Source organism: Pseudomonas sp. NPDC089401, assembly GCF_044749485.1.
Lineage (GTDB): Bacteria > Pseudomonadota > Gammaproteobacteria > Pseudomonadales > Pseudomonadaceae > Aquipseudomonas.
Window position 1 is genome coordinate 226,540 of sequence record NZ_JBIVIA010000009.1, and the last position, 12,973, is coordinate 239,512.

10 protein-coding genes and 1 riboswitch are annotated in these 12,973 nt (G+C 57.9%); of the genes, 8 read left to right on the forward strand and 2 right to left on the reverse strand.

All coding sequences use genetic code 11. From position 1 onward, the window contains the following. The first annotated feature begins 27 nt into the window (after positions 1–27). The 8 genes from tssK (at position 28) to ACIP21_RS20815 (ending at position 11,334) form a co-directional block, all read left to right on the forward strand. Positions 28–1,365 carry a type VI secretion system baseplate subunit TssK gene (gene tssK / locus ACIP21_RS20780; RefSeq protein WP_400691431.1) on the forward strand — a complete coding sequence of 446 codons (1,338 nt, stop codon included), beginning with the start codon at positions 28–30 and terminating at the stop codon, positions 1,363–1,365. A gap of 64 nt (positions 1,366–1,429) precedes the next feature. Then, positions 1,430–2,221 carry a type IVB secretion system protein IcmH/DotU gene (icmH, locus tag ACIP21_RS20785; protein WP_400691666.1) on the forward strand — a complete coding sequence of 264 codons (792 nt, stop codon included), beginning with the start codon at positions 1,430–1,432 and terminating at the stop codon, positions 2,219–2,221. A 132-nt stretch (positions 2,222–2,353) separates the two neighbouring features. After that, positions 2,354–2,869, forward strand: coding sequence for an Hcp family type VI secretion system effector (locus tag ACIP21_RS20790; protein WP_400691433.1), 516 nt, complete (start codon positions 2,354–2,356; stop codon positions 2,867–2,869). A gap of 71 nt (positions 2,870–2,940) precedes the next feature. Further along, the gene (locus ACIP21_RS20795; protein ID WP_400691435.1) at positions 2,941–4,926 is read left to right on the forward strand and encodes a type VI secretion system Vgr family protein; all 1,986 of its coding nucleotides are present in this window, start codon (positions 2,941–2,943) and stop codon (positions 4,924–4,926) included. 43 nt (positions 4,927–4,969) lie between these two features. Next, on the forward strand, positions 4,970–5,401 hold the full coding sequence (locus ACIP21_RS20800) for a DcrB-related protein (RefSeq protein ID WP_400691437.1): 432 nt from the start codon (positions 4,970–4,972) through the stop codon (positions 5,399–5,401). A gap of 53 nt (positions 5,402–5,454) precedes the next feature. Continuing rightward, positions 5,455–10,050, forward strand: coding sequence for an RHS repeat-associated core domain-containing protein (locus ACIP21_RS20805; RefSeq protein WP_400691439.1), 4,596 nt, complete (start codon positions 5,455–5,457; stop codon positions 10,048–10,050). Then, a complete protein-coding gene (gene imm45, locus ACIP21_RS20810; protein ID WP_400691441.1) occupies positions 10,051–10,371 on the forward strand; it encodes an Imm45 family immunity protein in 321 nt (106 codons plus the stop codon). Positions 10,372–11,133: 762 nt separating this feature from the next. Then, the gene (locus tag ACIP21_RS20815; protein ID WP_400691443.1) at positions 11,134–11,334 is read left to right on the forward strand and encodes a hypothetical protein; all 201 of its coding nucleotides are present in this window, start codon (positions 11,134–11,136) and stop codon (positions 11,332–11,334) included. A gap of 33 nt (positions 11,335–11,367) precedes the next feature. Here the strand turns inward: ACIP21_RS20815 and tenA are convergent, their stop codons facing one another. Both tenA and ACIP21_RS20825 read right to left on the reverse strand, forming a co-directional pair. Then, positions 11,368–12,033: a thiaminase II gene (gene tenA, locus ACIP21_RS20820; RefSeq protein WP_400691446.1), complete on the reverse strand. Its 666-nt coding sequence runs from the start codon at positions 12,031–12,033 to the stop codon at positions 11,368–11,370. Then, complete coding sequence (locus tag ACIP21_RS20825; RefSeq protein WP_400691449.1) at positions 12,030–12,677, reverse strand: TenA family protein; 648 nt, start codon at positions 12,675–12,677, stop codon at positions 12,030–12,032. The genes tenA and ACIP21_RS20825 overlap by 4 nt, the downstream gene beginning before the upstream one ends. Positions 12,678–12,755: 78 nt before the next feature. Next, a riboswitch (TPP riboswitch) is annotated at positions 12,756–12,870 on the reverse strand. Between the last annotated feature and the right edge of the window lie 103 nt (positions 12,871–12,973).

Consider the following 12,973-nt stretch of genomic DNA (forward strand, 5'->3'; position numbering starts at 1 on the left):
GCTTACTCACACTGACACGGAGCGCTCATGAGTTCACGTAATCCCGTCCTGTGGCCTGAAGGCCTGTTCGTCAAGCCGCAGCATTTCCAGCAGGCTGCGCGTGCCGCTGAAGCGGCCCTGCATCAACGGCTCGGCAGCCTGAACGCAGCTTTCTATGGCTTCAGCGAACTGCAACTGAACGACGAATACCTGAGCCTGGGCAAAATCGCCATCACCCGCGCACGCGGCATCATGCCGGACGGAACGGTGTTCGATATCCCGGCTGATCTGCCGCCACCACCGCCGCTGGAGATCGAGGACGACGGCGCGAAAGACAGCGAGGTCTATCTCTGCCTGCCACTGCGCACCGAGGGTGGCCGAGAGGTGAGCTGGCCCGACAATGCTGCCAACTTCCGCTACAGCGCCCAGGTTCAGGAAATAAAGGACACACATAGCGCCGACGGCGATTTGGCGCAGGTCGATCTGGCAGTGCCCAACCTGCAGCTCAAACGCAGGGCCGACGACAGCAGCGCCTACACCCGCCTCGCCATGGCGCGCATCCTGGAACGCCGCCCCGATGGCAGTCTGCGACTGGATGAAGGGTTCTACCCGACCAGCGTCTCGGTACGGGCGGTGCCGGCACTGCAGCGTTACCTCGAAGAGATCACCAACACCCTGCGCGAACGCTCACGCAACCTGGCTAGCCGGATTGGCGCCTCGGGCCAGTCCGGGATCGCCGATATCCGCGACTTCAACCTGCTGCAGGCGATGAACCGCTGGTGGCCATGCTTCCAGCACTTGGCCAGGCAGGGGCAGACACACCCCGAGCAGTTGTACCTGCACATGAGCCAGGCCTGTGGCGAGTTCGTGACCTTCACCGACGAGAGCCGGCTGCCCCCAGAGTACCCCGCCTATCAGCACACGGCTTTGCGCACCTCGTTCAAGCCACTGCAAGACACCCTGCGTCGCGCCCTGGGTACCGTCCTGCAACCGCGGGCCGTCTCGCTGCCGTTGGACCTGCGGGATTACGGGGTGATGACGACGACACTCGAAGACCGCCGCCTGATCGATGACGCTGACTTCATCCTCGCCGTGCGTGCAGACCTGCCACCGCCGACATTGCGCCAGCTGTTCTTGCAGAAAGCCAAGGTCACGTCCCTGGAGACCTTGAATGACCTGGTGCATAAGCAGCTGCCCGGTATCGCGCTACAACCACTGCCAGTAGCCCCTCGCGACCTGCCCTTCCACGCAGGTTTCAGCTATTTCGAGCTCGACCGACGCGACGAGGCCTGGGCCTGCATGAAGACCGCCAACGGTTTCGGGATTCATATCGCGGGGGAGTTCCCTGGCCTTGAGTTGCAGTTCTGGGCGATCAGGAGTGAGTGAGATGCCAGAGAACAACCACGCACACAATGCAACCGCATCTGCTCAAGCCGAGCAGTTGCAATCGATGCTTGGGAAGTCTTTGCCCACTGACGCCCCAGCCTCTGAGGCTTTCACACCAGAGCCGGAGTTGGTTGGCGAAGGCTATCCCGCAGATCCGGACTTTCAACTGCGAGGCGGCTACGGCAACTTGATGCTGGACGCCGCCGCACCGCTGTTTGGCCTGGTCATGCGCATACGCACGCTCGATACGTTGCCCAACATCGAGGAGGTGCACCAGCAGCTGCGCAACCAGATTGAAAACATCCAGCAAGAGATGCGTCAGCATGGCTATGAAACCACGCAACTATTGGCGTACTCGTACGGCCTGTGCCTGTTCATCGATGAGGCCGTGATGGAACGGCCGTGGGGCCAGAGCAGCCACTGGAGCCAAGAGCCGCTGCTCAGCATTTTCCACAGCGAAACGTTCGGCGGCGAAAAGATCTTCACCGTGATCTCGCGCCTGATGCAAGAGCCCCAGCGGTACAAGGACGTGCTGGAGTTCATGTATTTCATCCTGTGCCTGGGCCTCAAAGGCAAGTACGCCCTCGCGCCGAAGGGCGAAGAAACACTGAACACCCTCATTCACCAACTCCACGGAATCATCCGTGAGCTACGTGGACCTGCGCCGACAACCGTCTGCGACCCCTATACCAATGTTGCCCCGCGCAACTTCCGCATTAACCGGCAGTGGCCCTGGTGGAGCCCGCTGGTGATTTCCGCCATTGCGATGGCCACGGCCTACGGCATCTACAGCTACCGCCTGCACCTGATCACCAGCGAAGTGCTGCAGTCGCTCAACGGCATCTTGCAGCAGTAGACCGCCGGCATTCGGCATAACCGTATTCACGAATTGACGGGGCGCTTGCCTCGTTGAAAAAGCCCATCGATTCCGATGGCCACGCGACCTCTGGTCCGCGTGCTTCATCCACATGGACGCAGGAGAACTGCCATGCCAACACCCGCTTACATCAAGATCGAAGGCCAGACCCAGGGCAACATCACCGCGGGCGCCTTCACCTCCGATTCGGTCGGCAACGTGTTTGTCGAGGGCCACGAAGACGAGATCCTGGTGCAGGAGATCAAGCACCAGGTAACCGTACCTACCGACCCGCAGAGCGGCCAGCCTGCAGGCCAACGGGTACATAAACCCTTCACCTTCACCAGCGCACTGAACAAAGCGACACCACTGATGTATCAGGCGCTGTCCAGCGGCGAAATGCTGCCCACCGTTGAAGTCAACTGGTACCGCACTTCCGTGGAGGGCAAGCAGGAGCACTTCTTCACCACCAAGCTGGAGGACGCCACCATTGTCGACATCAACACCACCTTGCCTCACGCACAGAACAAGGAGAACGCTGACTTCACCCAGTTGATCGAGGTGGCGATGTCTTATCGCAAGATATCCTGGACCCATGTAGTCGCAGGCACCGAAGGCTCCGACGACTGGCGTAAACCGATCGTCTAACCCGGCCGAACATCCCTGGCGGGCAGGTCCTGCCAGGGGCGTTTGAACTCACAGACGGGGAAGGACTTTTCATGCCTAGCCAATCTGACTTGCGGTATAGCTTCGAGCCACTCGTTGGCAATACCGAGTTTGAAGTGGTGTCGTTCGAACTCAAGGAAGCAATCAGCGCGCCGTTCACCCTCGAACTGGAATTGATCAGCTTCGAACCCGATATCGATTTCGGCCAGTTGCTGGATAAACCCGGCGTGTTCACGATCTGGGATGGCGAAGGGCCGGTGCGCTACGTGCACGGTCTGGTCAGCCGATTCAGCCAGGGCGAAAGCGGCTTTTACCGTACCTACTATCACGCCTTGGTCGAACCCATCCTGGCCCGCGCCGGACTGCGCTCGAACTGGCGCATCTTTCAACAGAAGACCGTCCCGCAGATTCTTGAGCTGATGCTCGAGCGTCAGGGTATCGATCAATACGAACTGCGCGCGAACATGGCCCACCCCATGCGCGAGTTCTGTGTGCAAGCGGGCGAGACCGACCTTGACTTCATCGCCCGCCTGGCGGCTGAAGAGGGCTTCGTCTATCGCTTCGAGCACCGCGAAAAACTGCACAAGTTGATCATCACTGATCAGTTGCAATCCCTTGGGATGATCAGCCATGGCGCGCCCAGCACCGAGAACGATGACGAGGGTTTCTTCGAAGACGAGGACGTTATCCACCCCAATACCGTCCTGTATCACGCCAACAGTGGTGGCGATCAGGCCAGACCCTGCTTGCGACGCCTGCGCTACAGCGAGCAAGTGCGAACCTCGCGACAGGTCCAGCGCGACTACACCTTCACTCATCCGGCGTATCGCCAGGAGCACCGTGCTTGCGGCCCTTTTCTGGAGCACCAGTCCACCGAATACGAACGTTTCGACTATCCCGGCCGCTACAAACGCGATGCCGTGGGCAAGCCATTCACCGAGAACCGGATCAACGCCCTGCGCCATGATGTGCGCATCGCAGAAGTTCAGGGGGACGACGTCAGGCTGCAACCTGGCCTGAGCTTCACGCTCACAGGCCACCCCCGTGATGATCTGAATGCCCATTGGCGCGTGAACAGTGTGGTTCACAGGGGCAGCCAGTTCACCAGCTTGCAGGAAGAAGCCGCCGGCCTCGACCAAAGCACACGCTACGAGCAGACGGCTCAACTTGTTCCCGGCAGAACCGAGTGGCGCCCTGCTCCGCTGGACAAGCCTCGCGTTGACGGCCCACACATGGCGACCGTGGTCGGGCCACCGGGCGAGGAAATCTACTGCGACGAATGGGGCCGGGTCAAAGTCAGCTTCCCCTGGGACCGGGAGAGCAACAACAACGAATTCAGCTCGTGCTGGGTGCGGGTGTCCCAGGCCTGGGCCGGGGGCAGTTGGGGTTCGATGGCCATCCCGCGCATCGGCCAGGACGTGATCATCCATTACGTCAATGGCGACCCTGACCAGCCGCTGATCACTGGGCGCACCTACTGTGGCGATCAACTACCGCCCTACGACCTGCCCGACCACAAGACCCGCATGACCATCAAGAGCCAGACCCACAAGGGCGATGGCTTCAACGAGCTGCGGTTCGAGGATGAGCTGGGCAAAGAGGAAGTCTTCATCCATGCCCAGAAGGACCAGAACACGGAGGTCAACAACAACCAATCACTCACGGTTGGCGTGGACCGCACCCAGAAGATTGGTCAGGACGAGACCATCGCCATCGGCCGTAACCGCCTACGCGCAGTGAAAGCGAACGACACCCTGAAAGTCGGTGGCGGCAAGAACGACCTCATTGCCGGCGACTACGAAGTGGAAGCCGGCAACACGATACGCCTCAAGTGCGGCAAGACACTTATCGAAATGCATGCAAACGGCACCCTCAATATCACCTGCGAGACTTTCAACCTCACCGGCCAGCAGAGCGGGCAGATCAATACGTCCGCAGCGAAGCTCGATCTCAACCCTGAGGGCGGGCAGGCGGGCGCTACCGCAAATGGCCGCACGAGCAGTGGACTGAAGGCCGACGTAGATGGGCATTTCGAATGATGCAACCGGTAACCGCAGAAGACGCCAGAAAGGACTCCCCCGCATGACTGAATACATGACTCAAGATGTGCTCCTCGACTTGGGCGAGGAAGCACCCGAAGACCTGACACTGAACATGCTGCGCTTCGCCAACCGGGGAACGACATTGGTAGTGGCTCGCAGCCCGGTCACACACAACAAGACCTTGGACGAAGCCATTGAAGAGCAACTCAACGTGCTCCGCAAAAAATCGAAGGCATTGACCATCACAGCCACCCAGGTCGCACGACTGGGGGGCGAAGAGCAGTTCGTGGAGGCGCGCGAGATGGCCGTTCAATTCATGGTCGGCGACAAGCCCAACTTTCAACTCCAAGCGGCCTGCCTGGTGCCCTATCAGCAACGCTTGTTAGTGCTCAACTACAGCAAGCCCGGCCCATTAAGTGATAGCGATATCGAGCACTGGCGCGAGATCAAACAAAAGCTCCGATTTGCCTGAGCCCCTCTTCGCCTCAGGTCAATTCCTTTCTAACCACGTAGAGCTTGAAACCTATGGCGCAAATCGTCCATGCAGCCCGTGAGGGCGATGCAATTCTACATCCTTCGCTTGCGGCCGAAATGCTCAGCGCAATCGCCGAAGCTGTCATCTATGCAGCAGCAACTGCTGCCGTTGCCGCCGCCATCAGTCTGGCTGTTGTAGGTACCGTAGCGACCGGCGGCGCAGCCGGCATCGCTATCGCTGCCGTCGCCGGCGTGGCGGTCGGTGCAGTGAGCACCCTTTCGGTCGGCGAAGAGCAGTCTATTGGAAGTGCGATCTCCAGTTTCTGCGACGACCTTGGCAACAGTGTCGACGCACCCGATCCCTACGGAAAGATTGAAAGCGGGTCAGCCAATGTCTTTATCAACGACAAGCCCGCCGCTCGCGCAGCGGGTATTACGGGCCCACCGGGCGGCGGAGCGGCCGAAGGTGAACAGGCAGAACCTTCCATCTTGGAAAATGTGGGGTCCATGGCGATGGCTGCGGCGCCCTACCTGCTCCCGGTCTTGGGACTGGGCATGGCGATACGTGACATCTTCAATCCGCCCGTCACGACACCTAAGGATCCTGGTGCAAAACCCAGGGACGAAGATACGATTTCCTGCAGCCGCCACCCACCTCTGCCCGACAACCAGATCGCCCAGGGATCGGACAAGGTTTTCATCAACGGCCAACCCGCTGCCCGATCAGGTGACAAGACCACCTGCGATGCCACCATCGATGTGAATGAAAAAGTGTCGCCGAATGTGCGCGTCGGGGGCGGCACGGCGACGGTTCGTGACATTCGCAATGGCAAAAGCAAGATGGCGATGTTTACGGGAATTATTGCCGGGATCCTAATTTCACGACGAATACGATTCCGTCCCCGCCCCTTGAAGAGCATGTTTCCTTTCTCGCTGTTCAAACGCTGCGTAGGCAATCCCGTCATCGTGTCGACTGGCAGCAAAGTGCTCGGTGGACCTGAGGATGTTGACTTCAACCTTCCGGGATTGCTGGGAATCGAATGGGCGCGTGGTTACGACAGCAATGATAAACGCCGTGACGGCCTCTTCGGTATGGGCTGGAGTGTCCCCTACGAGGTAGAGCTGGTACGCGTCCCGCACCCTCAAGGCGGCCAGCTGTGGATCTACATCGACGAAGAAGGCAACCGCTTGGAACTGGGGCGCCTCAGCGCCGGCGATGCGTTCGTTAGTGTCACCGACGGTCTTGCATTCTTCCAACTGGAAGGCGGTCAGACTGTCGTCGAGGACATCAACGAAGGACGCTATCAAGTCTTTGACAGCGATCCTTTCAACCCACAGCGCTCACGCCTGATACGCCTCGGTGACCGCAACCTCAACGTGATCGACCTACTGTACGACGACCAGGGCCGATTGCAGGTTCTATACGACGAATATGGCCGGACCATTGTTCAACTGCACTATGACCTGCGTCACCCAAATCGGGTCAACAAGGTTTCACAAGCTTTCCTAAAGAACAGCGAACCACTTGCCATAGAACGTAACGAAACACTCGCGAGCTACCGGTATACCGAGCACGGGCAGTTGCACGAAGTGCTAGATGCCACTGGCCAACTGATCCGCCGCTTTACCTACAACACCGAGGGTTATCTCAACAGTCATCAGTTGGCTAGTGGCGCTGTGCGCCACTACGAGTGGGAAAAATTCAGTATTCCCTCCAAGCGTCCAACGCCTAAACGCGCCGATGGCACGCCCTACTCCTTGCCGCCTTTGCTTGAGCAACAATCTGACCACGAGTGGCGGGTGGTACGTCACTGGGGGAGCGATGGCGAGGAATACCGGTTCGAGTATAACTTGGAAGACGGTGAAACAGCCGTCACCGATAGCCTCGGCCGCCAGAGCCGCTATTACTGGGGGCCGATGTACGAGGTGTACAAGTACATCGACCCACTTGGTAATTGCTGGCAAGAGGAAATCATTGCCGGCCAACTGGCCAAGAGTACCGACCCTCAAGGAGGAGAATGGCGTTATAGCTACGACGACCTCGGCCGTTTGATCGAGACCCGTGATCCTCTAGGACGCAGTGAGCATATCGAGTATTTGCAGCATTGGGCGTTACCCGTTCAGATAACGGATGGGTCAGGCCGGATACAAAAATTTGCTTACGACAGCCATGGCAACATGCTCTGGGAGAAGGACCCGCTGGATCGCGAAACCGTGTATCAATACGATCGAGAAGGTCGCGTGATCTGCGTCACCGACGCCTTGGAAAAAAACAAGTATCTCAGTTGGAATGCCCGGGGCCAGTTGCTCAGCTACCGCGATTGCAGCAACGCTCAAATCCTCTATCACTACGATCTGTATGGCCGCTTGCGCGAACGTGTCAATGCTCGTGGTGAGCAAACCCTCTTCCGCTACGACGCACGCGGCTACCTGTTAGAAAGCGAGCGTCCCGATGGCCGCATAGACCGCTATGAGGTAGATGTCGCAGGCCAACTCACACGTTACATCGACCCTGCGCAGAAGAAGCTGCAGTTTCATTATGATGGCAGTGGCCGTCTGATCGAACGCGCAGATGCCATGGGCTATCGCGTGAAGTTCAGTTATGACGCCTATGGCCGTTTGCTCCAACTCACAAATGAAAACGACGAATCCTATAGCTTCGGCTGGGACGCGCTAGACCGACTCGTTGCGCAACAGGATCTCGATGGCAGCGGACGAGTATACGATTACAACGTGTTGAATGCCGTAACCCGGCTTACACATCTCCCTGCGCCAGAAGAACAGCTGCCACTGTCCGAAAACGCCCCGCCAACCCGGAACACTGCCATCGTTCATGCCTTCGAACGGGATGCAATGGGTCGGCTGTTGTGCAAACAAACCGATGACGGCGTTACCGATTACCGCTATGACGACTCCGACAATCTGCTTTCGATTATTTTCACCGATACCGAAGGCACGAAACAGCAACTGGATTTTACCTACGATGATAACGGACAGTTACTCAGCGAAACCTGCAACGCTGGCTTGCTGCACTATCGCTATGACGAACTGGGTAACCTTCGAACCTTGACCCTGCCCGATCAGCGGGAGCTGAATTACCTGCATTACGGCAACGGCCACCTGCACCAGATCAACTTGAACGGTCGCGTCGTCACTGATTTCGAGCGCGATGCGGTGCACGATGAGGTCATGCGCACCCAAGGCAAGCTGATTACACGTACGCGATACGATAGCAGCGGTCGCTTGGCAGGTAAGGCCATCCATTACCGCGACGCCCCTGTTGAAGTGCTGCCATTGCTGGACAAGGCCTACAGCTATGATGCCAGCGACAACATGATTAGCGAAGTACTGACCCAGACCCAGCGTCGCGGCACGACCAACACTGCCAACGATAACACCGTCCATCTCGAACAAATCATCGGCCGCTTCCTTGCCCTACCGCACACGAGCAAGAGCTACTCAGGACGCAACCGTTACGGCTACGACCTGAACGAACAATTGCAAACCGTTCAGCAGTCGCGCCCCAGCTGGCAAGCCACGCAAGTCGAAGATTTCAAGTACGACAAGGCCGGCAACCTGTTCGACGGCTCCAAGCTCAACGGTCTGATCAAGCACAACCGCGTGCTGGTGTATCAGGACAAGCGCTATCGTTACGACCGCTTCGGTCGCCTGCGCGAGAAGCGCATCGGCAGCAATTGGGTGCAATACTTCGAGTACGACGCCGAGCACCGATTAATCTGCGTTGACCAATGCAAAAGCACGCTGCGCGAGCGCGTAGTTTTCAATTATGACCCGCTGGGCAGACGAATAAGCAAGGAGGTGTATCGGGAAGAGAATTCCGAGCCGGTCCGGTGCACGTTATTTCACTGGCAAGGGCTACGGTTGTTGCAAGAAGAGCAGAAAGGACTGTCGAGCGTCTATGTCTATGCCAGTTCGGATAGCTACGAGCCTTTGGCAAGGATCGACGGGAAGCCTGGACAAGAAGATGTTCAGTATTTCCATACCAACCTTGCGGGACTGCCCGAGCAACTGACGGGGGCTGATGGAGAGACACTCTGGCGCAGTGATAATCAGGGATGGGGTGGTACGCGGGATGAGTGGCACTGTCCCAGGCAGGCGCGAGAGCAGAATCTGCGGTTTCAGGGGCAGTATCTTGATCGAGAGACAGGCCTGCACTACAACACATTTAGATATTTTGATCCAAATATCGGGCGATTTACGCAGTACGATCCGATCGGTCTTAAAGGCGGGGTTAATCTTTACCTATACGCTCCAAATCCGATATTGTGGATTGATCCGTCTGGATGGACATCCTGCGACTTACTGCCGAATGGAACTAAAACATTCGAATTCGAAAGGGCCCTTGCCAAGCTACCTGCAAATGAACGAGTAGCCATGGTAAAAGATATGGCCAGCAAAGTTGCTAGCGCGCACAACTGGAAGAGGGCCACCAATATTGAGAAATTCAACAGAGGCAGAACAATTTACACCGATGGAAAACACTACTATTCTATAGATACTCAGCACGGACGATTCGAGCGAACAAGCTTAAAAAGTGGCAAACATCTGGGAGAAGTTGACATGAGCCTAAGGCCCATATTAAATTCTCTTGATCCAGGCGGCGGACATGACCTGAGGGTTAAATAAATGAATAGACTGATTGAGCACCCTAGAAATTTTGTGTCAAATGGTGCCATTCTACGCTTCCCTGCTAAATGGCCATATGAAGACGTCGTAGATCTAATGCTTACTAGCATGCCAGATCATGAATCCGAATTCGGGCTTGTCGTTACCACAGGACAAAAGGCGGGTCTAGTTTTAGTCAAGCTACCAAGCGAATCAGAATCGCAGTTTGGGCGAGGTGTTCGCCTCGAATGGCTGATATCTAACTGGGAAAAATGGATTTATCCGGAATGTGATGTTTCTGAAGTGCTTTTCCTAGAGCATTATCCTGCAGCGAGCCTATAAAAGCACCCCCAAGCTCCCAGGTGTTCAGTCCCAGAAAGTCATGGTGCATCTTTAACCCCCCCAGGAGGAACACGGGAAAGGTAAGAAGTGCGGCCCCGAAGCCTGTCATCCACGAAAAGAACCACTACATATTCCATATTAATGGCAACTACCACGGAAGGAGATAGCACTATGTATAGCCAACCCTAGCGAACTGACTTAATAAATAAAGTATCAAGCATATTGAACTCAAATGAAAATAGAGGAAATATTTCGGCATGGGCATTTGATATTTTTAATGATAACCCATTAATATCGATGACCCCGTGACTTGGAAATACCTGAAGCTACCAGGGGCTGTTGATCTACCTTCTTCAGACCGAGATTATTTATACACCAATGATGACCTTCATCACTGGATAATTGAAATCGAAAGTAAATAAAAAGACTTCCAAAAACCACAGACAAACGAGGACATCAGAACGCCGACCTAGCCATCTGCTGGTGAGTCATCTGCCGTCTGTTCAACGTCCAAGCAGCGCCAGCACCACCCGAAGCCTTCGAACAAGCCCCATCCAAGCCACCAAGAGGAAGCAAGCAATCCCGCTGAATCATCCTTGCCAAGGAGCGCTCGCCACTGACGATAAAACTTGACCTTTTCTTGCCCTAAATCAGCAAAACCTCACATCGAGGCGCTCGTACCTTGCCCCTGGCACCTTCACCCAGTAAAAAGTCTCAAAGACCCGCACCCAGCGGCCTACAAGAAACTCAAGCGAGCCCTGAATGATCCGAGACTCCTTCCTCCACCGCACGCTGCAAACCCTCAGCGCTCTGCAGCAACGCCTTTTCCCGAAATGCCACCACCTCTCCCGCGAAGAAGCCCGCCTGGTCGAGCAATTCCGCGAGCTTTCGACGACAGACAAGGTCGCTATCCGCTACCTGTGCACGGCCTACTGGTACACCACTCGAAACATCTCTAACTGAGGCGACCCCAAACCCGGGCCGCCTCGCCCGCCCTCACGCCAGGCTATCGAGCCCCATCTGCCAGAAGTCCGCTTCCAACCGCGAAGCCTGCCCAAACACCCCCGCCAGCTCCACGAACCGCTGCTCCGTCATGCTCCGTGCCGCCAGCTCATCCAGATGCTTGCGCGCTGCTGCCGCCACGCCTTGATACCCCTCGCCCGCATACTCGCCGATCCACTCCCGATACGGGTGCTCGCTCAGGTCGCCAATCTGCTCGGCCAAGGTCCGGCCGATTTCGGCGTAACCGATCACGCACGGCGCCAGGGCCGCATGCAGTTCCAGCAAATCCCCCGCCGCGCCGCAGTCGAGCACATAACGGGTGTAGGCCACGGTCGCCTGGTGCTCCGGCGCCGCCTCGATATCGGCCTGGGACAGCCCCCAGCGCGCGCACAGGCGCAGGTGCAGCTCGGTTTCGTCGAGAATCGCTGCCAACCCGGCCTGGGCGGCGCGGATATCGGCCGGCAGGCGGCTCTTGTAGGCGGCCAGCGCCCAGGCGCGAGCGAACTGGATGAGGAACAGGTAATCCTGGACCAGGTAGGTACGGAACGCTGCTTCCGGCAAGGTGCCCTCGCCCATCTGGCGGACGAAGGCGTGGTCGACGTAGCTGGACCATTGGCCGGCCGTGGCGGCCTTGAGGCGCTCGAAGATATCCATGCTCAAGCCTCCTCGGCGTAGACGGCATCGAAGAAGGCCAGCTCCAGCGCCACGGTGCGGGCGTAGAAGTCGCTGGCCAGTGCGGCTTCCTGAGGGCCGACGCGGTCGAGTTCGGCTTGCAGGAAGGCGACGAAGTCATTGAACGCCGGGTTGTCGTGCAGGGTGATCCATTCTGCGTAGACGAAACTGGCCGGGTAAGGCTTTGGCGCTTTCACCGCCCAATCCAGGTACAGGCCTTCGGCAACGTTAAGCACCGCCAGCGCGGCCGCGTAGGAACGGGTGGCCGCCGCCTCGCGCATGATCGCCTTGAAGCCGGCGGTGGGAGCCGTGTCGGCGGGGGCGCCGCGTTGCTCGGGGCTGACATCCAAAGCCTCGAAGGCACGCAGGAAGTAGGTGTTCTCGTCGCTGCAGATCATCCCGGCGAAGCGGCCGAAACGCAGGCGCGCCTCGAACGTGTCTGCCGTGGCGATGGCGGCGCCCAGCAGGGTCAGAAAGCTGTCCAGGAAGCGATGGTCCTGCACCAGGTAGCGGACCATGATCGGGTCGGCGACCGTGCCGGCGCAGAGTTCGGTGACGAAGCGGTGGCCAACGGCGGCGGACCAGGTTGGCTGGTTCTGCTCGCGCAAGGTCTGGCTGAAACGTTCGGTCATGTTGCTGCCCTCCATAGGGTGACAGCGAGACCGTTGTGGCTGGGCATGGAGCGGCCTCGCAATGAGGCCGGCAAAAAGGCAGGTCGGCAGTCCCATCCCTTCGCCGGCATGATCCGGATCAGGTTCGAAGGGTCACCGCGCTGCTACTGCCAGCGGTTTCTCAGCCCGTTGCCGGGCTCCCCTTGGTGGGCAACAGGTATACAGACCTGAATGGGAATTGTCACCTTCTCCAGCACCGATCCTGGGCCTTCCCCACCCGTTTTCGGGGACTTACACCCGTTCCTTGACACCCCGTT